Origin of the sequence: Pseudomonas sp. GLN_2, from assembly GCF_043106005.1 — a bacterium.
In the GTDB taxonomy this organism is placed as follows: Bacteria; Pseudomonadota; Gammaproteobacteria; order Pseudomonadales; family Pseudomonadaceae; genus Aquipseudomonas; species Aquipseudomonas alloputida.
In genome coordinates, this window is the sequence record NZ_JBICMC010000087.1 from 72936 (window position 1) to 95225 (window position 22290).

At 61.4% G+C, this 22290-nt stretch carries 20 protein-coding genes; 11 read left to right on the forward strand and 9 right to left on the reverse strand.

What is annotated here, in order from left to right; translation table 11 throughout:
* Positions 1-10 precede the first annotated feature (10 nt).
* The 3 genes from ACF8Q6_RS21265 to purE form a co-directional block, all read right to left on the reverse strand.
* Positions 11-256, reverse strand: a complete 246-nt coding sequence (locus tag ACF8Q6_RS21265; protein ID WP_003253308.1) for a GlsB/YeaQ/YmgE family stress response membrane protein — start codon at positions 254-256, stop codon at positions 11-13.
* A gap of 108 nt (positions 257-364) precedes the next feature.
* Complete coding sequence (locus ACF8Q6_RS21270; protein ID WP_010955825.1) at positions 365-1447, reverse strand: 5-(carboxyamino)imidazole ribonucleotide synthase; 1083 nt, start codon at positions 1445-1447, stop codon at positions 365-367.
* A 10-nt stretch (positions 1448-1457) separates the two neighbouring features.
* Entirely contained in the window at positions 1458-1949 is a 492-nt protein-coding gene (purE, locus tag ACF8Q6_RS21275) for a 5-(carboxyamino)imidazole ribonucleotide mutase (protein ID WP_003253304.1), read from the reverse strand.
* A gap of 269 nt (positions 1950-2218) precedes the next feature.
* Here purE and ACF8Q6_RS21280 point away from each other — a divergent pair, with 269 nt between their 5' ends.
* Positions 2219-2845, forward strand: a complete 627-nt coding sequence (locus ACF8Q6_RS21280) for a zinc-dependent metalloprotease family protein (protein WP_392493830.1) — start codon at positions 2219-2221, stop codon at positions 2843-2845.
* Here the strand turns inward: ACF8Q6_RS21280 and ACF8Q6_RS21285 are convergent.
* On the reverse strand, positions 2837-3754 hold the full coding sequence (locus tag ACF8Q6_RS21285; RefSeq protein ID WP_010955826.1) for a LysR substrate-binding domain-containing protein: 918 nt from the start codon (positions 3752-3754) through the stop codon (positions 2837-2839). The genes ACF8Q6_RS21280 and ACF8Q6_RS21285 overlap by 9 nt on opposite strands.
* 182 nt (positions 3755-3936) lie before the next feature.
* Between ACF8Q6_RS21285 and aspA the strand changes: the two genes are divergently transcribed.
* The 4 genes from aspA (at position 3937) to ACF8Q6_RS21305 (ending at position 9024) form a co-directional block, all read left to right on the forward strand.
* The gene (gene aspA, locus ACF8Q6_RS21290) at positions 3937-5361 is read left to right on the forward strand and encodes an aspartate ammonia-lyase (protein WP_029380744.1); all 1425 of its coding nucleotides are present in this window, start codon (positions 3937-3939) and stop codon (positions 5359-5361) included.
* Between the two features lie 231 nt (positions 5362-5592).
* Positions 5593-6585 (forward strand): AraC family transcriptional regulator, encoded by a 993-nt coding sequence (locus ACF8Q6_RS21295; protein ID WP_392489551.1) that lies wholly within the window; start codon positions 5593-5595, stop codon positions 6583-6585.
* 292 nt (positions 6586-6877) lie between these two features.
* The gene (locus tag ACF8Q6_RS21300; protein ID WP_003253293.1) at positions 6878-7921 is read left to right on the forward strand and encodes a histone deacetylase family protein; all 1044 of its coding nucleotides are present in this window, start codon (positions 6878-6880) and stop codon (positions 7919-7921) included.
* A complete protein-coding gene (locus tag ACF8Q6_RS21305) occupies positions 7921-9024 on the forward strand; it encodes a polyamine ABC transporter substrate-binding protein (RefSeq protein WP_010955830.1) in 1104 nt (367 codons plus the stop codon). Before ACF8Q6_RS21300 ends, ACF8Q6_RS21305 begins: the two co-directional genes overlap by 1 nt.
* A 31-nt stretch (positions 9025-9055) precedes the next feature.
* Here the strand turns inward: ACF8Q6_RS21305 and ACF8Q6_RS21310 are convergent, their stop codons facing one another.
* Positions 9056-10585: a PLP-dependent aminotransferase family protein gene (locus ACF8Q6_RS21310; protein WP_392489550.1), complete on the reverse strand. Its 1530-nt coding sequence runs from the start codon at positions 10583-10585 to the stop codon at positions 9056-9058.
* A gap of 89 nt (positions 10586-10674) precedes the next feature.
* On the opposite strand from ACF8Q6_RS21310, the gene ACF8Q6_RS21315 reads away from it, so the two are divergent.
* From ACF8Q6_RS21315 to ACF8Q6_RS21325, 3 genes are read left to right on the forward strand one after another with little or no spacing between them, the layout of a single operon-like run.
* Positions 10675-11304, forward strand: coding sequence for an FMN-binding negative transcriptional regulator (locus tag ACF8Q6_RS21315; protein WP_392489549.1), 630 nt, complete (start codon positions 10675-10677; stop codon positions 11302-11304).
* Between the two features lie 11 nt (positions 11305-11315).
* Positions 11316-11762: a GNAT family N-acetyltransferase gene (locus ACF8Q6_RS21320; RefSeq protein ID WP_012054127.1), complete on the forward strand. Its 447-nt coding sequence runs from the start codon at positions 11316-11318 to the stop codon at positions 11760-11762.
* Between the two features lie 7 nt (positions 11763-11769).
* Complete coding sequence (locus ACF8Q6_RS21325; RefSeq protein ID WP_004575198.1) at positions 11770-12441, forward strand: GNAT family N-acetyltransferase; 672 nt, start codon at positions 11770-11772, stop codon at positions 12439-12441.
* Positions 12442-12602: 161 nt separating this feature from the next.
* Here the strand turns inward: ACF8Q6_RS21325 and oadA are convergent, their stop codons facing one another.
* Positions 12603-14411: a sodium-extruding oxaloacetate decarboxylase subunit alpha gene (gene oadA, locus ACF8Q6_RS21330; protein ID WP_003253282.1), complete on the reverse strand. Its 1809-nt coding sequence runs from the start codon at positions 14409-14411 to the stop codon at positions 12603-12605.
* A gap of 11 nt (positions 14412-14422) precedes the next feature.
* Positions 14423-15838: an acetyl-CoA carboxylase biotin carboxylase subunit gene (locus tag ACF8Q6_RS21335; RefSeq protein ID WP_003253279.1), complete on the reverse strand. Its 1416-nt coding sequence runs from the start codon at positions 15836-15838 to the stop codon at positions 14423-14425.
* Between the two features lie 189 nt (positions 15839-16027).
* On the opposite strand from ACF8Q6_RS21335, the gene ACF8Q6_RS21340 reads away from it, so the two are divergent.
* Positions 16028-16990, forward strand: coding sequence for a LysR family transcriptional regulator (locus tag ACF8Q6_RS21340; protein ID WP_003253277.1), 963 nt, complete (start codon positions 16028-16030; stop codon positions 16988-16990).
* Here the strand turns inward: ACF8Q6_RS21340 and ACF8Q6_RS21345 are convergent.
* A complete protein-coding gene (locus ACF8Q6_RS21345) occupies positions 16932-17150 on the reverse strand; it encodes a PA3496 family putative envelope integrity protein (protein ID WP_392489548.1) in 219 nt (72 codons plus the stop codon). The two genes, ACF8Q6_RS21340 and ACF8Q6_RS21345, sit on opposite strands and share 59 nt — an antisense overlap.
* 211 nt (positions 17151-17361) lie before the next feature.
* Positions 17362-18228, reverse strand: a complete 867-nt coding sequence (gene hexR, locus ACF8Q6_RS21350; protein ID WP_003253273.1) for a transcriptional regulator HexR — start codon at positions 18226-18228, stop codon at positions 17362-17364.
* A 103-nt stretch (positions 18229-18331) separates the two neighbouring features.
* Here hexR and zwf point away from each other — a divergent pair, with 103 nt between their 5' ends.
* Together zwf and uvrD are read left to right on the forward strand one after the other, a co-directional pair.
* Positions 18332-19774 carry a glucose-6-phosphate dehydrogenase gene (gene zwf, locus ACF8Q6_RS21355; RefSeq protein ID WP_017148034.1) on the forward strand — a complete coding sequence of 481 codons (1443 nt, stop codon included), beginning with the start codon at positions 18332-18334 and terminating at the stop codon, positions 19772-19774.
* A gap of 214 nt (positions 19775-19988) precedes the next feature.
* Positions 19989-22175 (forward strand): DNA helicase II, encoded by a 2187-nt coding sequence (gene uvrD / locus ACF8Q6_RS21360; RefSeq protein WP_004575197.1) that lies wholly within the window; start codon positions 19989-19991, stop codon positions 22173-22175.
* Positions 22176-22290: the final 115 nt, after the last annotated feature.

The following is a 22290-nucleotide window of genomic DNA, read 5'->3' on the forward strand; positions in this document are numbered from 1 at the left end:
TAACCAGTAATCAGCGTTTCTTGATGAATCCGTAGATCACCAGCAGCACCACGGCACCGACCAGCGCGCCAAGGAAGCCCGCCGCTTGCCCTGCCTGGTATATACCCAGCGCCTGGCCGCCATAGGTAGCCAACAAGGAGCCGGCAATACCCAGCAGGATGGTCATGATCCAGCCCATGCTGTCATCGCCCGGCTTGATGAAGCGGGCCAGCAGGCCGACGATGAGGCCGATGAAGATGGTTCCAATGATACCCATGGCAATCCCTCTGCAGTGAAGTTGGAACAAGCCAAAGCCTAGACGGGCTTCGGCTTGTTGCCATATTCAGAGGGCATGCCGCTTGCGGAAGTTCGATTCGAAGCCCGATCAGTTACTGATCAGCGCCTCTACTTCGGCAATCTTGCGCTCGAGGGTGGCCATGTCAGGGCAGCGCAGGGTGGCGTGTCCTACCTTGCGGCCAACCTTGAAGGCCTTGCCGTAGTGGTGCAGGTGACAGTCGCCGATGGCAACAACCTTGTCCACGGCCGGCACTTCACCGATGAAGTTGAGCATCGCGCTCTCGCCCACCTTGGCGGTCGAGCCAAGTGGCAGGCCGGCAACGGCACGCAGATGGTTCTCGAACTGGCTGCACTCGGCGCCTTCGATGGTCCAGTGCCCGGAGTTGTGCACGCGCGGGGCGATTTCGTTGGCCTTCAAGCCACCGTCAACCTCGAAGAACTCGAAGGCCATCACGCCAACGTAATCCAGCTTCTGCAACACACGGCCGACGTAATCTTCGGCCAGAGCCTGCAGCGGGTGTGCCTGGCTGGCTACCGACAAGCGCAGGATGCCGCTCTCGTGGGTATTGTGCACCAGCGGGTAGAAGCGGGTTTCACCATCGCGGCCACGCACGGCGACCAGCGACACCTCGCCGGTGAACGGCACGAAGCCCTCCAGCAGGCATGGCACGCTGCCCAGCTCGGCGAAGGTACCCACCACGTCTTCTGGCGTGCGCAGCACCTTCTGGCCCTTGCCGTCGTAACCCAGCGTGCGGGTTTTCAGCACGGCCGGCAGGCCGATGCTGGCCACCGCGGCGTCCAGATCTGCCTGCGAGAGGATGTCGGCGAAGGCCGGGGTGGGGATGCCCAGGTCGCGGAACATGCTCTTTTCGAACAGGCGGTCACGGGCGATGCGCAGCGATTCGGCGCTGGGGTACACGGGCACGAACTGCGAGAGGAAGGCCACGGTCTCGGCCGGGACGCTTTCGAACTCGAAGGTGACCAGGTCGACTTCGTCGGCCAGCTGACGCAGGTGGTCCTGATCGCCGTAGTCGGCACGCAGGTGCTCGCCCAGGGGCGCAGCGCAGGCGTCCGGTGCCGGGTCGAGGAAGGCGAAGTTCATGCCCAGCGGAGTACCCGCCAGGGCCAGCATGCGGCCCAGCTGGCCGCCACCGATTACACCGATCTTCATGGGTTGAGCCTCAAGCCTGGCGCGGGTCTGGGTTGTCCAGCACGGTGTCGGTCTGTTCCGTGCGGAACTGCTTCAACGCCGCGTGGTACTGCGGGTACTTGGCGCCCAGAATGCTGGCCGACAACAGGGCAGCGTTGACCGCACCGGCACGGCCGATGGCCAGGGTGGCAACCGGCACACCGGCTGGCATCTGCACGATCGACAGCAGCGAATCGACGCCCGACAGCATCGACGACTGCACCGGCACGCCCAGCACCGGCAGGTGGGTCTTGGCGGCGCACATGCCTGGCAGGTGGGCTGCGCCACCGGCACCGGCGATGATCACCTCGATGCCACGGCCCTCAGCCTCCTCGGCATACTGGAACAGCAGATCCGGGGTGCGGTGGGCGGAAACCACCTTCACTTCGTAGGGAATGCCGAGTTTTTCCAGCATATCGGCGGTGTGGCTAAGGGTGGACCAATCGGACTTGGAGCCCATGATCACGCCAACCAGTGCACTCATCGTCGAGCCTCTCCTGCAAGCGCCTTCTGGCGCGCTAAAAGCAACAAGCCACGCAGGTGGGCCGGCGTGGCTTGTCATACGGATTCTGAATCGACCAGGTCGGCCGAAGGCGCGGGATTGTAACGTATTTAAAGGCTGGCCGCCCACCCCTACAAGCACATGCCGGATCAAAGGGCAAGCTGTCTCGTGGGACAACTTTTTCCTGCTGCCTCGGGGTCGACGAGTGCTACACGCTTGCAGCCCTTACTCGCGCACCTTGGTACGTCTACATGAAAACTCCATGCTCTTTCGCACTTTCGTTTGGCCTGGTACTCAGCATGCAATTGCCTAGTGCTTCGGCAGCCCACGCGCTCACCGTTACCGTCTATGTGCACGACGACCTGGCCGATATGCACGACGGGCAATTGAACGAAGACTACTTCCAGCATTGGCTGAACGAAATGCGCCGTTTCAGCCAACATCCCATCGAAGTGATATTTCAACGCAATGTAAAACACATAACCGATATTGCTTATGCAGGAATGCCGTCCGAAAAGCTCCTGGACGCTTTCAGCCAGCAGGTGTATGCACAAAAGCGACACCGGCTCTACTCTCTCATGGATAAACATCTCCTGCTCACCCGCAACAGCTACGATCACAGCGGTCTGAACTACAACGCCGGCGTGGCCTATTTCAAGCAGAAAACGGCCATTGCCTCTGTGGCCGCATACGGTGCTGCAGCTCATGAAATCGGCCATCTGCTAGGCGCCACGCATGAAGACGCCGAACTGAAGTTCAATGGCTGGGTGTGCGAAACGTACACGCACCCCCGTGTACCGGCACGATCCAACTGCTACCGCTACAGCGACAGGAATCGTGCAAATATCACTGATTACCTGAAGGACAATTCAAAGTGACGCTTCACCTTGTGCGCCAGACGACTCCAGCTTGCGCCATAGCAAGCGCACGTTAGCCTTACGCACCAAAGCACAGCGGTACAGGCGGATTTCCAGCGGCACATGCCATTGGCTACCGCCGCAGATCGCCAGTTCACCGCGTTCGAGCTCGCCACGCATCGACAGGCGCGGCACCCAAGCGATGCCCATCCCCTCCAGGGCCATGCTCTTGAGGCTGTCGGCCATGGCGGTTTCGTAGACGGTGGTATAACGCAGGTTGCGCTGGCGCAACAGCAAGTTGACCGAACGGCCGAGGAATGCGCCGGCAGTGTAGGCTAGCAACGGCACACTGCCCTCGCCCTCAAGGTCGAACAACGGCTTGCCATCCGCATCCACGGCGCACACCGGCAGCATTTCAGTGGTGCCCATGTGCAGCGACGGGAAGATCTCGGCATCCATCTGCAAGGCCGCGTCCGGGTCGTAGAACGCCAGCATCAGGTCGCAGCCGCCTTCGCGCAGTGCATGCACAGCATCTCCGACGTTAGTCGCAACCAGGCGGGTGGCGATGTTCAAACCGTCGTTGCGCAGCTGGGCCACCCAACGGGGGAAGAAACCCGACGCCAAGGAGTGTGCCGCAGCCACCTGCACCACTTCGCCCTGCCCGCCTTCCAGGTGATGCAAATGGCGGAGAATTTCGCTCAACTGGTCGACAACAGTACGTGCTGTGACGAGAAACAGCTGACCCGCCTCGGTCAGCTCGATGGGTGTGCGAGAGCGGTTCACCAGTTGCAGGCCCAGCGCCGCCTCAAGGCTGCGAATGCGCCGGCTGAAGGCCGGTTGGGTCACGAAACGCCGCTCTGCGGCCTGGGAAAAACTGCGGGTAGCGGCCAGAGCACTGAAGTCTTCCAGCCATTTGCTTTCAAGGTTCACGAAGCACATCTCCCGGCGCGCACCAAAATGGAACACGCTCGAATATCAATTGGCGTCACATGAAACACTATGCCGTTTGTGCATAGGTTAGCGTGCAATAGCATTGGCCGCAAAAACACCTTCAGGCCTAGGATTGGCGCCATTCCGGCATGTGCCGGGTCAAAATCGAGATGATATACATCATGTCCTCTGCTGCATCGTTCCGCGTCGAAAAAGACTTGTTGGGTACCCTTGAAGTTCCTGCAGATGCCTACTACGGCATCCAGACCCTGCGCGCTGCCAACAACTTCCACCTCTCCGGTGTTCCGCTGTCGCACTACCCGAAGCTGGTCGTGGCCCTGGCCATGGTCAAGCAGGCCGCTGCCGACGCCAACCGTGAGCTGGGTCACCTGAGCGATGCCAAGCACGCTGCCATTTCCGCAGCCTGCGCCCGCCTGATCAAAGGCGATTTCCACGACCAGTTCGTGGTTGACATGATCCAGGGCGGCGCTGGTACTTCTACCAACATGAACGCCAACGAAGTCATTGCCAACGTTGCGCTGGAGGCCATGGGCCACCAGAAGGGTGAGTACCAGTACCTGCACCCTAACAACGACGTGAACATGGCGCAGTCGACCAACGACGCCTACCCGACCGCAATCCGCCTGGGCCTGTTGCTGGGTCACGACGCGCTGCTGGCCAGCCTTGATAGCCTGATCCAGGCCTTCGCTGCCAAGGGTAAAGAATTCGACCACGTACTGAAGATGGGCCGTACCCAGCTGCAGGACGCCGTCCCGATGACCCTGGGCCAGGAATTCCGCGCCTTCGCCACCACCATGACTGAAGACCTGCAGCGCCTGCGCTCGCTGGCTCCGGAACTACTGACCGAAATCAACCTGGGCGGTACCGCCATCGGTACTGGCATCAACGCCGACCCTGGCTACCAGGCCTTGGCCGTACAGCGCCTGGCCACCATCAGCGGCCATCCGCTGGTACCGGCTGCCGACCTGATCGAAGCCACCTCCGACATGGGCGCCTTCGTGCTGTTCTCCGGCATGCTCAAGCGCACCGCGGTCAAGCTGTCGAAGATCTGCAACGACCTGCGCCTGCTGTCCAGCGGCCCGCGTACCGGCATCAACGAGATCAACCTGCCAGCGCGTCAGCCAGGCAGCTCGATCATGCCAGGCAAGGTCAACCCGGTTATTCCAGAAGCTGTGAACCAGGTGGCCTTCGCCATCATGGGCAACGACCTGGCCCTGACCGTCGCCGCTGAAGGTGGTCAGCTGCAGCTGAACGTGATGGAGCCGCTGATCGCCTACAAGATCTTCGACTCGATCCGCCTGCTGCAACGCGCCATGGACATGCTGCGCGAGCACTGCATCGTCGGCATCACCGCCAACGAACAGCGCTGCCGTGAACTGGTCGAGCACTCGATCGGCCTGGTTACCGCACTGAACCCGTACATCGGCTACGAGAACGCCACCCGTATCGCCCGCGTTGCCCTGGAAAGCGGCCGCGGCGTACTGGAACTGGTGCGCGAAGAGAAGCTGCTGGACGACGCGATGCTCGACGACATCCTGCGTCCGGAAAACATGATCGCTCCACGTCTGGTTCCGCTGAAGGCGTAATCAGGCCGCTGTAAACAGTCTCACCAGGTCGAGGGACTAGACACCTCTCAACCTTTCCAAGGCCCGAGCGCTTGCTTCGGGCCTTTTTTTTTGCCTGAAGGTTTTGGAGACCGCTATGCAGGCCTTCGCAACACCCGGCCGCACCGGCAGGGTATGTGGTTTGCCTGCAGCCTCGGATATCGGCACACAACTTGCTCCATAATGCATCCCAGTCCAACGGGATTACCCAGCATGCTGCACAGCCACCTGACCACCCTCAACGCAGTTTCGCTGATCCTCAACGTCTTCCAGGCAGACGGTTACGAGGCGTCGGCGTTGCTGGCCGGCAGCGGCATTGGCCCGGCAGACCTGGGGCATGCCGATGCGCGCATCACCACCCAGCAGGAGCTGCAGGTTTGCGCCAATGCTGTGGCCCGGCGCGAGGACATTGGCCTGGAACTGGGCCAGCGCATGCGTGTGTCGTGCTACGGCATGCTCGGTTACGCGCTGCTCTCCAGTGCCACTTTGGGTGACGCCTTACGCCTGGCACTGCAGTATCCGGCACTGCTGGGAACAGTCTTCAAGCTGCGCTTGCTCGACGACGGCCAACGTGTCTGGTTCAGCGCCAGCGATTACCAGGACAGCCCGGCGCTGAGCGCCTTCAACGCCGAGTTCTGCCTGGTGTCGCTGAAAGTCATCTGTGACGACCTGCTTGGCCGGCCATTGCCGCTGCTTGGCGCACGCTTCGAACACCCTCGCCCTGGTTACCACGCGCTCTATGCCGAAGCGTTTCAATGCCCGATCGGTTTCGCCGCCGAGGACAATGCCTTTGCCTTCGAACGGCGATGGCTGGATATGCCGCTGCCGCTGGCCGACCCGATTACTCACAAAGCCATGAGCGAGCGCTGCCGGCGCCTGAACCTTGAATTTACCGGTCGCCAGGCATGGCTGGGGCGGATTCGCCAGCTGCTGGCGCAGCAACTGGACGCAGCACCCGGGCTGGAAGGGCTTGCGCGGCAGATGAACTGCTCGTCGCGCACCCTGCGCCGGCATTTGCAGGCGCTGGGCAGCAGTTATCAACAGCTGCTGGATGAGCTGAGGTTCGAGCGGGCCAAGCAGTTGCTGGCCGATGAGCAGATGCCGATCTACCGGATTGCGGAGACTTTGGGGTTCAGTGAGACGGCCAGTTTTCGGCATGCCTTCCAGCGCTGGAGTGGCGTGGCGCCCAGCCATTTTCGTGGTTGACCTGTTCTGGCCTCTTCGCGGGTAAACCCGCTACAGGGGCGTCACAACCCTGACGCCCTGGTGGCCATCGTAGGAGCGGGTTCACCCGCGAAAGGGCCGGGCCTGCCGGCCAATGTCCAAAGGCCGTTCACCGTTGCCAACGCTGCCTTACCCGCGACGAGGCTGGGATAGGTCACCACCCATCTGGCCATAGACCTTGGCCATATCGATCCCCTTTTGGCCGTTTGTGTCGTTCTCCCCTGCTGATCAGCCCATGACAATGGACCCACGCCAGTCCCACCGGAGAACAACAATGCTGACGATCTATTCCGATGACCACCGCCTGCACCACGGCCGCTGCGAGCTGATCGATGGCAAGCTGATGCCCTGTTTCGAAATGCCTTCGCGCGCCGACCATGTGCTCGACCAAGTGAAAACCCGCAACCTCGGCGACATCCAGGGCCCGACCGACTTCGGCCGTGCGCCGCTGTTGCGCGTCCACAGCGCCGATTACCTGGATTTCTTCGAAGGCGCCTGGGCCCGCTGGGCTGCACTGGGCCAAGAGGGTGACCTGCTGCCCTTCACCTGGCCAGCCCGCACACTGCGCCAGGTCAAGCCGACCGGCCTGCATGGCGAACTGGGTTACTACAGCTTCGATGCCGGCGCCCCCATCACCGCAGGCACCTGGCAGGCGGCCTATAGTGCTGCACAAGTTGCCCTGACCGCCCAGGCAGCGATTCAGCAAGGCGCCCATGCGGCGTTCGCCCTGTGCCGTCCGCCAGGGCACCACGCTGCCGGCGAAGTGATGGGCGGCTACTGCTATCTGAATAACGCCGCCATCGCTGCCCAGGCCTTCCTCGACCAAGGCCGACGCAAGGTCGCCATCCTTGACGTCGACTACCACCACGGCAACGGTACCCAGGACATCTTCTACAGCCGCGACGACGTGTTCTTCGCCTCGATCCACGGCGACCCGCAGGACGAATTCCCATTCTTCCTCGGCTATGCCGATGAAACCGGCGAAGGCGCAGGCCAGGGCTACAACATCAACTACCCCTTGCCGGCCGGTAGCGACTGGGCCGCCTGGAGCGCAGCCCTGGAGGATGCCTGCAAGCGCATCGCCAGCTATGACGCCGACGTACTGGTCATCTCACTGGGTGTGGACACCTTCAAGGACGACCCCATCTCGCAGTTCAAGCTGGACAGCCCGGACTACCTGGAAATGGGCAAACGCATCGGCCAACTCGGCAAGCCGACCCTGTTCGTGATGGAAGGCGGCTACGCTGTGGAGGAAATCGGCATCAACGCGGTCAATGTGCTGGAAGGCTTCCAGCGCGCCCAGCCAGGAGCCCGATAATGGTCCGACTCAAACGTCTGCTCGCCCCGTTCATCGCTGCCACCCTGTTCGCGGGCGCCCTGCATGCGCAAGCCGAGCAGCGAACCCTGCGTGTATATAACTGGTTCGATTACATCACGCCGCAGACCTTGACTGCCTTCCAGAAGGACAGCGGCGTGAAGCTGGTGTACGACATCTTCGACACCAATGAGGCATTGGAAGCCAAGCTGCTAACCGGCAACTCCGGCTATGACGTGGTAGTACCGTCCAACGTATTCCTCGCCAAGCAGATCGAAGCCGGGGTGTTCCAGCCGCTGGATCGCAGCAAGCTGCCGAACTGGCAACACCTGGACCCGGCACTGATGAAGCTGATCGAAGCTAACGACCCGGGCAACAAGTTTGCCGTGCCGTATATGTACGGCACCGTGCTGATCGGCTTCAACCCGGCCAAGGTCAAGGCTGCACTCGGCGACAACGCGCCGGTGGACAGCTGGGACCTGATCTTCAAGGAAGAGAACATCGCCAAGCTCAAGCAGTGCGGCGTGGCCCTGCTCGACTCGCCGTCGGAGATTCTACCGCTGGCCCTGCAGTACCTGGGCTTGCCGCCGAACAGCGACAAACCGGCTGACTACAAGAAGGCCGAGGAGCTGATGCTGAAGATTCGTCCGCATATCACCTACTTCCACTCCTCGAAGTACATGGCAGACATCGCCAATGGCGACATCTGTGTGGCAGTGGGCTACAGCGGCAGCTTCTCGCAGGCAGCCAACCGCGCCCGTGAGGCGAACAACGGCGTGGTGGTGGACATGCGCCTGCCCAAGGAGGGCGCGCCGATCTGGTTCGACATGCTGGCGATTCCAAAGGGCGCAGCAAACCCGGAGGATGCGCATACGTTCATCAATTACCTGCTGCGGCCAGAGGTGATTGCGCCGATCAGCGACTTCGTGGGGTATCCGAACCCGAACAAGGATGCGACCGACAAGGTGAATCCGACGATTCGCAACAACCCCAACCTGTATCCGACGGCAGAGGCGATGGCCAAGCTGTATACCCTCAAGCCTTTGACGCGAAATGCCGAACGGGCCAGAACCCGCGCCTGGACGCGGATAAAGTCCGGTACCTGATGTTGAACCGGGGGCTGCTTTGCAGCCCCCTTCATTTTCTCCAGACTTTGCGTAGTTTCATCAAGGCCTCGGCAATCTCGCCCTCCGGCACTGCCGCAAAGCCCAGTACCAGCCCTGCCCGCTTATCCACAGGCACCTCGCAGTCCGCCAACCAGAAATTGCTCAGTGGTGTCACTTCCACCCCCACCGCTTCAGCCGTGGCCACCAACTCCTGCTCCCGAGCAAAGTTATCCACATCGACCTTCACATGCAGCCCAGCCGCCACTTCCGGCATTGCGCCCAACCCCGGAATATCCACAGGCCAACCGGCCTTGAGCACATCGCGCCGCTTCAATGCCGCCTTGCGCATACGGCGGATATGCCGCTGAAAATGGCCACGGGCCATGAACTCGGCCATCACGCACTGACTGCTGACCTCCGAATGCCGCATTGCCAACGCTTTGCCTTGGCTGAAAGCCTGCACCAGCTTCGACGGAAGCACCAGGTAGCCCAGACGCAACGCCGGGAAGGCGATCTTGCCGAAGGTGCCGACATACAGCACCCGCCCGTGCCGGTCGAGCGCTGCCAGCGGGGCCAGCGGTGCACCGCTGTAGCGATACTCGCCGTCGTAGTCGTCCTCGATGATCCAGCCGTCACTGCGTTCAGCCCAGGCCAGCAATGCCAGGCGACGTGCAAGGCTCATGGTCACCCCGGTCGGGTATTGGTGCGCAGGCGTGACATAGGTCAGTCGGCAATCCATCAACTGCTCCAGCCGGCTGCAGTCCAGCCCGTCTTCATCCACAGGCACGCCACACACCCGGCCGCCCGCGAGCGTGAAGGCATGAGCGGCCGCCCGATAGCCTGGGTTTTCCACAGCCACACCGTCGCCCGTTTGCAACAGCAACTGTGCACAAAGGCTGATGGCCTGCTGCGCACCGCCTGTGATCACAATTTGTTCAGCCGTACAGCTCAGCCCCCGCGAGCGGCGTAGATAGGCCGCTATCAGATCGCGCAAAGCCGGCTCGCCAGCGGGGTCACCATAGCCCAGTTGCGCAGGGGACGGGTTGCGCCAGAAACCCGCCTGTAGCTTGGCCCAGACGTCAAACGGGAACAGGTCAAACGCCGGAATGCCAACGCGAAAAGCACGCGGCGCACCGCTTCTGGGCGGTGGCAAATGGTTGTTTTTCAGGCGCTGCAGAGGTGCGCCTAAAAGCCTCCCGCTGGATAAATCCTCAGTATTTTCTTCACGAACTGTGGATAACCCTGTTGATAAGCCCAGGTATAACCCTGTGGATACTTGTGTGGACAGTTTCGGCAGCCGGCTAACGTAGGTGCCATCACCGACCCGGCTTTCGATGAAGCCCTCGGCATACAGTTGATCGTAGGCGCGCACCACGCTGTTGCGTGAAAGCGCCAACATGGCAGCCAGGTCGCGCGTAGCCGGCAGGCGAGTACCACTGCTCAGGCGCCCATCCAGTACCCGCGCTCGCAACACCTGATACAGCTGCTGGCTAAGCCCGCGGCTGCGATCCAGGGCGATCCCGGCAGGGTCGAAAGGCAGGATGAGGGGCGGCTCGCGCATGATATTGGACCTATGAAAACAGGCATTAATGGATCTTACACAGAACCAATAGCCTGCCTAGGATGGAGCCATTCGACAAGGATCCCGCCATGTACAACAGTAAGCCGCACCAGGAACACGACCTCACCCGCTTGCACCAGCACATGCTAGACACCCGCCTGGCCGTTCTGGTCAGCCAGGGCGAACAGGGCCTTCTGGCCACGCACCTGCCGGTGCTGGTCGATACCGCCGAGGGCGATTTCGGCACCGTGTATGCCCACCTGGCCCGGGCCAACCGCCAATGGCAAGACCTGCAGCACGGCGGCGAAGCACTGTTGGTATTCCCCGGCGCCGATGCCTATGTCAGCCCCGGTTTTTACCCAAGCAAGGCCGAAAACCCAAAGGTGGTGCCGACCTGGAACTACCTGGCGGTGCACGCTTATGGCCCGGCCGAAGTTATCCATGAGGCCGAGCCGCTACTGGCTATCGTAAGCCGCCTGACCGACCGCCATGAACAGGGTCGCAGCGAACCCTGGAAAGTCACCGATGCCCCTGCCGACTACATCGAGGGCATGCTCCGCGCCATCGTCGGTATCCGTCTGCCCATCGCGCGCCTGCAAGGTGCGCGCAAGCTCAGCCAGAACCGCTCCAGGCACGACATCGATGGCGTGCGCGAGGGCCTGAGCGCCAGCCCCGATCAACGGGACAATCAACTCGCGGCGCACATGCGCCAACTCTGAAGGAATAGCCCATGCCCAACCTTACCCTGCGCCCTGTCACTGCCCAAGATCACGCGGCCTGGCACGCCCTGTGGCAGGCCTACTTGCACTTCTACGAGACCGAGCTGGCCGATGCCGTCAGCCTGAGCACCTGGCAACGCCTGCTCGACCCCAGCGAGCCAACCCATTCGACACTGGCCTGGGTCGATGGCAAGGCGGTGGGGATGGTCAACTTCATCTACCATCGTTCCAACTGGAGCATCGAGAATTCCTGCTACCTGCAGGACCTGTATGTGGACAGCACGCAACGTGGCCTGGGCATTGGTCGACAGTTGATCGAGCACGTCTACACCACTGCCAAGGCCGACAACTGCATCAAGGTGCACTGGCTGACCCACGAAACCAACGCCACCGCCATCAGCCTGTACCAGCAGGTTGCCGAGCGCTCGGGCTTCATCCAATTCCGCAAAGGCTTGTAGGCCGCACATGACAGACGCATTGAACTGGAAACCCGCCGCAACCCCCAAGGCCGAGCCCATTGAAGGCCGCTTCATCCGCCTGGAGAAACTCGATCCAGGGCGCCATGGCGAAGACCTCTGGGAAGTGCTGCAGGGTCCGGCCTCCGATCCGGTGCTGTGGGACTACCTGCCGTACGGCCCGTTCGCCGAACGTGCCGCCTTTGACCGCTGGCTGGAAGGCAACGCTGCTGGCCGCGACCCGCTTTTCTACACCGTCATCGACCGCGCCAGCGGCCAGGCCCAAGGCATCCTCAGCCTGATGTCGATCGTGCCTGACCACGGTCGGATCGAGATCGGCCACATTGCCTTCGGTGCCGCCATGCAGCGTACGCCCAAGGGTACCGAGGCGGTGTACCTGCTGGGCAAGCTGGGCTTCGCGCTGGGTAATCGACGGCTGGAGTGGAAGTGCAATAACGCCAATGCCCGCTCCAAACGTGCGGCAGAGCGATTCGGCTTCGTCTACGAAGGGGTGTTCCGCAAGCACTTGGTGGTAAAAGACCATAACCGCGATACGGCGTGGTATTCGATTACCGATGATGAATGGCCGGCGGTAGCTGCCGGGTTTGAGCGGTGGTTGAGTGAAGAGAACCAGCAGCCGGGTGGCCAGGTGGAAAGCCTTGAGGTGTGCCGCCGAGGTTGAACGGTGTGCAGAATCAGCTGGCCTCTTCGCGGGTGAACCGCCCCTACAGGGATGCGCGTTGCAAGGTGCGGGTCTACCCGCGCAGAGGCTAGTGATTCCGGCACAAAAAAAGGGGAGCATCCGCTCCCCAGAGGTTAACCACTTGTAGATGAGGGCTTAAATCAGCCCTCGATCTCGATCAGGATCTCACCCGGCGTCACGCGATCACCCTTGGCCACATGGATGGCCACAACCTTACCGGCGATGGCCGCCTGCACTTCGGTTTCCATCTTCATGGCTTCGGTGATCAAGACCGCCTGGCCGGCCTTGACCATGTCACCTTCCTTGACCAGCACATCAACGATGTTCCCCGGCATGGTGGTGCTTACGTGGCCAGGGTCGGTCGCTTGCTTGCGCTTGCTGCCGCCACCGCTGACGAACTCGTTGAGTGGCTCGAAGACCACTTCCTCCGGCATGCCGTCGATCGACAGATAGAAGTGACGCTTGCCTTCGGCCTTCACGCCCACACCGGTGATGTCGACGCGGTAGGTTTCGCCGTGTACGTCGATGACGAACTCGGTCGGCACGCCTTCACCGCCTGGGGCAGCCACGGCACCGGCTTCCGGAATCGGCAGCAGAACTTCAGGCGTCAAGGTGCCAGCTTCGCGTTCTTCGAGGAACTTGCGGCCAATGTCCGGGAACATGGCGAAGGTCAGCACGTCTTCTTCGCAACGGGCCAGGGCACCGATGTCGCTACGCAACTTGGCCATTTCCGGCTTCAACAGGTCAGCCGGGCGCACATCGATCACTTCTTCGCTGCCGATAGCCTGGCGACGCAGTTGCTCGTTGACCACACCCGGGGCCTTGCCATAGCCACCTTGCAGGTACAGCTTCACCTCATTGGTGATGGTCTTGTAGCGCTCACCCGCCAGCACGTTGAAGAAGGCCTGGGTGCCGACGATCTGCGAGGTCGGGGTGACCAGCGGTGGGAAGCCGAGGTCCTCACGCACACGCGGGATTTCGGCCAGCACTTCGTTCATGCGGTTGAGGGCGCCCTGCTCCTTGAGCTGGTTGGCCAAGTTGGAAATCATGCCGCCCGGTACCTGGTTCACCTGCACCCGGGTGTCCACCGCGGTGAACTCGCTTTCGAACTGGTGGTACTTCTTGCGCACGGCGTAGAAGTACAAGCCGATCTCCTGCAGAAGCTCCAGGTCCAGGCCGGTGTCGAACTCGCTGCCCTTGAGCGCAGCAACCATCGACTCGGTACCCGGATGGCTGGTGCCCCAGGCGAAGCTGGAGATGGCGGTATCGATGTGGTCCGCGCCATTTTCCACAGCTTTGAGCTGGCACATGGCAGCCAGGCCGGCGGTATCGTGAGAGTGGATGAACACCGGCAGCGACTGTTCAGCCTTCAGCGCCTTGACCAGCTCGCCAGTGGCGAACGGGGTCAACAGGCCAGCCATGTCCTTGATCGCCACCGAGTCGCAACCCATGGCTTCCATCTGCTTGGCCTGGTTCACGAAGGCTTCGATGGTGTGTACCGGGCTGGTGGTGTAAGCGATAGTGCCCTGGGCGTGCTTGCCGGCGGCCTTGACCGCTTCGATGGCCACGCGCAGGTTACGCACGTCGTTCATGGCGTCGAAAATGCGGAACACATCGATACCGTTGACCGCCGCCTTGGCGACGAAGGCCTTGACCACGTCGTCGCTGTAGTGGCGGTAGCCCAACAGGTTCTGGCCGCGCAGCAGCATTTGCAGGCGGGTGTTTGGCAGCGCAGCGCGCAGCTTGCGCAGGCGCTCCCACGGGTCTTCCTTGAGGAAGCGCACGCAGGCGTCGAAGGTGGCACCACCCCAGACTTCCAGCGACCAGTAGCCAACCTTGTCGAGCTTGTCGCAGATCGGCAGCATGTCTTCGGTACGCATGCGGGTAGCCAGCAGTGACTGGTGAGCGTCGCGCAGGATCGTGTCGGTTACGTGAATTTTCTTGGACATTATGGGGTTCCTCACAGGCCTGCGTGGGCGGCGATGGCGGCGGCGATGGCCAGGGCCAGCTCTTCGGGTTTGCGCTTGATCGAGTAGTTGGTCAATTCAGGGTGGCTTTCGACAAAGCTGGTATTGAACTGGCCGCTACGGAATTCCGGATTGCGCAGGATTTCCTGGTAGTACGCGGCGGTGGTCTTCACCCCTTGCACGCGCATGTCGTCCAGGGCCCGCAGGCCGCGGTCCATGGCTTCTTCCCAGGTCAACGCCCACACCACCAGTTTCAGGCACATGGAGTCGTAGAACGGTGGAATGGTATAGCCGGTGTAGATCGCCGTGTCGGTGCGCACGCCCGGGCCGCCGGGGGCGTAGTAACGGGTGATCTTGCCGAAGCTGGGCAGGAAGTTGTTTTTCGGATCTTCAGCATTGATACGGAACTGCAAGGCGTAGCCGCGGTGCTGAATGTCTTCCTGCTTGACCGACAGTGGCAGCCCCGAGGCGATGCGGATCTGCTCACGCACGATGTCGATACCGGTGATTTCCTCGGTAATGGTGTGTTCCACCTGCACCCGCGTGTTCATTTCCATGAAGTACACTTCGCCATCGGCGAGCAGGAACTCCACGGTACCAGCGTTCTCGTAATTCACCGCTTTGGCCGCACGCACCGCCAGGTCGCCGATGTAGGCGCGCTGCTCAGGAGTGAGCTGTGGGCTCGGGGCAATTTCGATGAGCTTCTGGTTACGACGCTGGATAGAGCAGTCGCGCTCGAACAGGTGCACTACGTTACCGAAGCTGTCACCGAGAATTTGCGCCTCGATGTGCTTCGGGTTGACGATGCATTTCTCCAGGAACACTTCGGCCGAACCGAATGCCTTGGTCGCCTCGGAAATGACCCGTGGGAAGTTCTGTTCCAGTTCTTCGCGGCTATTGCAACGGCGAATACCACGGCCGCCACCACCGGAGGTAGCCTTGAGCATCACCGGATAACCGATGCGGTCACCTTCGCTCAGGGCTTCATGAATATCGGCAACGTTGCCTTCGGTGCCCGGGGTTACCGGCACACCGGCGGCGATCATGGTGCGGCGCGCTTCGGTCTTGTCGCCCATACGGCGAATCACGTCGGCGGCCGGGCCAATGAACTTGATCCCGCGCTCGGCGCAAATTTCTGCCAGTTCGGCGTTTTCCGAAAGGAAACCATAGCCCGGGTGCAGGGCATCACAGCCGGTTTCCACAGCCAGGTTCACCAGCTTGCGCGGGTTCAGGTAACCGGCCAGCGGCTCGGCACCGATGCTGTGTGCTTCGTCAGCGCGCTTGACGTGCAGGGCATGCCGGTCGGCGTCGGAAAAGATCGCTACCGAGCGAATGCCCATCTCGGCGCAAGCACGCACGATCCGAACTGCGATTTCACCTCGGTTGGCGATCAGGATTTTTTTTATCACTGGAGTCTTCCCAAAGCCGTAGGAACAGTCGAGCCGGTTCTACCGGTCGGCGCGTGACCAGACGATGCTGGCCAGTCGCGTATTCACCCTAGCGCTGTAGGTCGATAAACAAAAATCAATATTTGTTAGAGGCTGTATTAGCAAAAGCTTATAGTTGGGTAACAAGGTGTTGCCGAAGAGCTGATTAAAATGCGTAAGTCCTTGATGCGTATGACATTGCGTCAACTCCAGATCTTCAACGAGGTGTGTGATTTGCGGTCGTACAGCCGTGCTGCGGAGGAGATGGCGCTGACGCAACCCGCCGTTAGTCTACAGATCCGTCAGCTTGAAGAGCTGATCGGCCAGCCATTGTTCGAGTACGTGGGCAAGAAGCTCTACCTGACCGAGGCGGCCGAAGCCCTGCAGCGCGCCAGCCACGATATCTTCGGGCGCCTGGAGAGCCTGGACATGCAGCTGTCGGACATGCAGGGCTCACTGCAGGGTCAGTTGAAACTGGCGATCGAGTCCAGTGCCAAGTACTTCGTGCCACACCTGTTCGCCGCCTTCAAGCAGCGTCACCCGGAAGTCAACCTGACCCTGACGGTAGTCAACCGTGCCCAAGCCATCCGCCGCCTTTCCGATAACCGCGACGACCTGATCATCATGTCGATGGTGCCGCAAGACATGGGCCTGGAGTTTCTGCCGTTCCTCAACAACCCGATCGTTGCGGTTGCGCCGCCACAGCACCCGCTGTGCAAGCTGGACCAGTTACGCATGCAGGACCTGGAGCCTCATACGCTGCTGGTCCGCGAGCAAGGTTCGGGAACACGCAAGGCGTGCGAAGAGTACTTCAAGGACAAGCGTGTGCATTTCGCCCAAACGCTTGAAGTAGCCTCGGCCGATGCCCAGCGCGAATGCGTGATCGCCGGGCTGGGGATCGCCCTGTTGACCCGTCACGCAGTCAACCTGGAATTGGCTACCGGGATGCTGAAGGAATTACCGGTCGAGGAGCTACCGCTGTACCGTAGCTGGTGCGTGGTGCAGGCCAAGGCCAAGCGGCAGTCGCCGGTGGCCTTGGCGTTTCTTGCATTCATCCGCGGTGAACGTGCGTTGATCAGCGCGCTTGTTGAACGTTTTTCGGGGAAACTGCCGCCGACGACTGCCATACCGTGAGTGCTTGCAGCTCGGGGTAGTCCGCCAGCTCGCGGAGCAGTTGACGTTGGTCGCAATAGCTCTCGATCGCGCGGCGGTATTCCATACGACGCTGATCTTTTTCCTGCTGCTTGCGAGCCTTGGCGTTGGGTTGGTACGTACCGTCGAAGTCACGAGCCATTGCCTGTCTCCCAGATAGTATGCGGGAGTTTCAGACTGGCCTTGATGGTTTACCGTTTGGCGGTGGAATGGTGACAGAATCGTGAATTTTCACTGCCTGTACCGGCCTCTTCGCGGGCTTGCCCGCTCCCACTGGAATTGCACCGATTTATAGAGGTGCACAGTACCTGTGGGAGCGGGCAAGCCCGCGAAGAGGCCAGTGCAGGTTGAATTCAGTCGTCGGTAGCCTTGATCGACTTGGGCGACAGACGCAAGCTGCGCAGGCTGCGTTTCACGCTCTTCAGGTGGTTGACCAGGCTAGGCCCGCGCGCCATGGCAACGCCCATGGCCAGCACGTCGATCACCACCAGGTGGGCAATACGCGAGGTCAGTGGGGTGTAGATCTCGGTGTCTTCATGCACGTCGATCGCCAGGTTGACCGTCGATAGCTCGGCCAGCGGCGTCTGGCTGGGGCACAGGGTAATCAGGTTGGCGCCGCTCTCACGGACCAGGTTGGCAGTGATCAGCAGGTCCTTGGAACGGCCCGATTGGGAGATACACACCGCCACATCTCCCGGTTTCAGGGTAACCGCCGACATCGCTTGCATGTGGGGGTCGGAATACGCTGCCGCGCTGAGCAGCAGGCGGAAGAACTTGTGCTGGGCATCGGCCGCAACGGCACCGGATGCGCCAAAGCCATAAAACTCTACCCGCTGCGCCTGGGCCATGGCGCTCACGGCTTGTTGCAGTGCCTGCGGATCAAGGTGCTCGCGCACTTCCATCAGGGTGTGCAGGGTAGTGTCGAAGATCTTCAGACTGTAGTCGGCGACCGAATCGTCTTCGTGGATAGCGAACTGACCGAAGCTGGCCCCGGCAGCCAGGCTTTGCGCCAGCTTCAGCTTCAGGTCCTGGAAGCCCGAGCAGCCTATGGCCCGGCAGAAACGCACGATGGTCGGCTCACTGATACCCACGCTGTGCGCCAAATCGGCCATGGAGCTGTGCATGACGGCAGCCGGGTCGAGCAGCACGTGGTCGGCCACTTTCAGTTCCGATTTGCGCAGCAGGTGGCGCGATTGGGCGATATGTTGCAACAGATTCACAGGCTGGACTCGGTTATGATCGGCGTGCCGGGTTGTAGCTTTCTTGTAGTTATACTACATGGACGCCAACCCGCCCAGTTAAACGAACGTGGAGAGTGGTGGTTTGACTATTCCTTGCGACATTCTGGTCTTCGGCGGCACCGGTGATCTGGCCCTGCACAAATTACTTCCGGCGCTCTACCACCTGTTTCGCGAGGCCCGTCTGAACCCTGCCGTGCGGGTCATCGCACTGGCCAGACGCAACCTGCCACGCATCGACTATCTCAAGCTCGCCGAACGCCATTGTCGGGCGCAGATTGCCCGCAGCGACTTCGACGAAGAGGTATGGCAGCGGTTTTCCGCACGGGTCGACTACTTCCCGATGGATGCTTCACAGAGCGCCGATTTTGGCCGCCTGGCACGCTACCTGGGTGAACCCGGCGGGCTGACGCGCATCTTCTACCTGGCCACCGCCCCCAACCTGTTCGTGCCAATTGCCAACCACCTGCGCATTGCCGGGCTGGCCGACACCGAAGCGCGCATCGTGCTGGAAAAACCGATCGGCCATTCCCTGGAATCCGCCACTGCCATCAATGAAGCCATTGGCACGGTGTTCGAAGAAAGACAGGTGTTCCGCATCGACCACTACCTGGGCAAGGAAACCGTGCAGAACCTGATGGCCCTGCGTTTTGCCAATGCCCTGCTGGAGCCGGTGTGGCGCAACAACCAGGTCGACCATGTCCAGATCAGCGTTTGCGAGACACTGGGCGTAGAAAACCGCGGTGCCTACTACGATCGCGCCGGAGCTATTCGCGACATGCTGCAGAACCACCTGCTGCAACTGCTTTGCCTGGTGGCCATGGAGCCACCCGCGCAGTTCGAGGCAGAAGCGGTACGCGACGAAAAGGTGAAAATCCTGCGCGCCCTCAAGCCGATCACCGGCCAGGATGTACAGGACAAGACGGTACGCGGCCAATATGGTGCCGGGCGTATCGGCGGCCAGGAAGTGCCGGCCTACTACTTTGAAAAGGACGTCGACAACGACAGCGATACCGAAACTTTCGTGGCCATCGAGGCGCACATCGAGAACTGGCGCTGGGCGGGCGTGCCTTTCTATCTGCGCACCGGCAAACGCATGGCGCGGCGCGCTTCGCAGATCGTCATCCAGTTCAAGCCAGTGCCTCACGAACTGTTCAGCGGCGGCCAGGTCAACCAGTTACTGATACAGCTGCAACCGGACGAACGCATCAGCCTGCGCATGATGACCAAGAGTCCAGGCAAAGGCATGCGCCTGGAACCCGTGGACCTGGACCTTAATCTGGCCCAGGTGTTCAGCCAGACTCGCCGCTGGGAAGCCTACGAGCGTCTGCTGCTGGATGTGCTCGAAGGTGATTCGACGCTGTTCATGCGCCGCGATGAAGTGGAAGCAGCCTGGGCCTGGGTAGATCCAATCATCAAGGGCTGTGAAGAGCACTTCCAGGCGCCCCGCCCCTACCCGGCTGGCAGTTTCGGGCCCGAGCAAGCCAACAGCCTGCTCGCCAGGCATGGCAGGCACTGGCATGGCTGAATGACCTGCGCGATGGCGCGACCTTTAATCTGAAACAGCAGCAGATGAAATTCGAAGGTGCGAAATCCATAACGTGAAGGCCTCCGACTAACGATGCCTCAGCCAGCTTGCGCAGGCCGAGACCTGGCCCCGGACCGATCAGCGGGATGCCGCCAGGTGAATATTCATACAGTAGATATTTGCCCCTTACCCGGCATCGCCCTAGAATGGCCCGATGCGCACAGACGACCTCTCTCTCCTGCTGAATTCCCTCAACGATGCCCAACGCCAGGCCGTAGCGGCCACGCTCGGGCGTCAACTGGTGCTTGCCGGCGCCGGTTCCGGTAAAACCCGCGTGCTGGTACACCGCATCGCCTGGCTGATCCAGGTCGAGCAGGCGTCGCCGCACTCGATCCTGTCGGTGACGTTCACCAACAAGGCCGCAGCAGAAATGCGCCAGCGGATCGAGCAACTGTTGGGCATCAACCCGGCAGGCATGTGGGTCGGCACCTTCCACGGCCTGGCCCATCGCCTGTTGCGGGCCCACTGGCAGGAAGCGCGGCTGGTGCAGAACTTCCAGATCCTCGACAGCGACGACCAGCAGCGCCTGATCAAGCGGGTCATGCGCGAGTTGGGCCTGGACGAGCAGAAGTGGCCGGCACGCCAGGCCCAGTGGTTCATCAACGGGCAGAAAGACGAAGGCCTGCGCCCGCAGCATATCCAGGCGGGGGGCGACCTGTTCCTGGCGACCATGCGCGAGGTCTATACGGCCTACGAGCAGGCGTGCGAGCGCGCCGGTGTCATCGATTTCTCCGAGCTGCTGCTTCGTGCCCTGGACCTGTGGCGTGACCACCCGGGCCTGCTGGAGCACTATCAACGACGCTTCCGCCACGTGCTGGTGGACGAGTTCCAGGATACCAACGCCGTGCAGTACGCCTGGTTGCGCCTGCTGGCACGCGGTGGCGACAGCCTGATGGCGGTAGGCGATGACGACCAGTCGATCTACGGCTGGCGCGGCGCCAAGATCGAAAACATTCACCAGTACACCGCCGACTTCCCCGACGCCGAAATGATCCGCCTGGAGCAGAACTACCGCTCCACCGGCGGCATCCTCAAGGCGGCCAACGCGCTGATCGCCAACAACAGCGGGCGCTTGGGCAAGGAACTGTGGACCGACATGGGCGAAGGCGAACCACTGACCCTGTACGCGGCCTACAACGAGCACGACGAAGCGCGCTATGTCGTGGAAACCATCGAGAGCCTGGTCAAGCAGGGCAATGCGCGCAACGAGATTGCCATCCTGTACCGCTCCAACGCCCAGTCGCGCGTGCTGGAAGAGGCCCTGCTGCGCGAGCGCATCCCCTACCGCATCTATGGCGGCCAGCGCTTCTTCGAGCGCGCCGAAATCAAGAATGCCATGGCTTACCTGCGCCTGATCGAAGGGCGTGGCAACGATGCCGCTCTGGAACGGGTGATCAACGTGCCGCCGCGGGGTATTGGCGAAAAGACCGTCGAAGCCATCCGTGAGCACGCCCGTCACAGCCAGCTGTCCATGTGGGAGGCCATGTGCCAGCTGCTCGCCGCCAAGGCCCTGAAGGGCCGCGCCGCCAGTGCCCTGGGGGCCTTTATCGAGCTGATCGAGGGGCTGGCCGCCAAGGTTGTGGACATGCCGCTGCATACCATGACCCAGACCACCATCGAACAGTCCGGCCTGATCACCTATCACCAGGAAGAAAAAGGTGAAAAGGGCCAGGCACGCGTAGAAAACCTTGAGGAACTGGTCAGTGCGGCACGCAACTTCGAGTCCACCGACGAAGACGCCGACCTGTCCCCGCTCTCGGCCTTCCTTGGCCACGCCTCACTCGAAGCTGGCGATACTCAGGCTGACGAGCATGAAGACAGCATCCAGCTGATGACCCTGCACAGCGCCAAAGGCCTGGAGTTCCCCTATGTGTTCCTGGTGGGCATGGAAGAAGGCTTGTTCCCGCACAAGATGAGCCTGGAAGAACCCGGCCGTCTGGAAGAGGAACGACGCCTGGCCTATGTAGGCATCACCCGCGCCATGCGCCAGCTGGTCATGACCTATGCCGAAACACGCCGCCTTTATGGCAGCGAGACTTACAACAAGGTGTCGCGTTTCGTGCGTGAAATTCCGGCCGGCCTGGTTCAGGAAGTACGCCTGTCCAACAGTGTCAGCCGCCCGTTCGGCGGGGCCAAGACGGCCACCAACAGCAACCTGTTCGCCAATGCCAGCATTCCGCAGACCGCGTTCAACCTTGGCCAGCGTGTGCAGCATGCAGTATTCGGCGAAGGCGTGATCCTAAACTTCGAGGGTTCTGGCGCTCAGGCGCGGGTGCAGGTGAATTTTGCCGAAGGTAGCAAATGGCTGATGCTGGGGTATGCCAAGCTCGAGGCTGTCTAAAGCCCACAAGGGTCGGCCTGCCAACTTTGTAACATCAGGCAAAAGCTCGAAACACTATGTCGCTGGTCATGTGCCCGGGAACCTGTGCACCATGACGCGCGTGCAATCCACAACA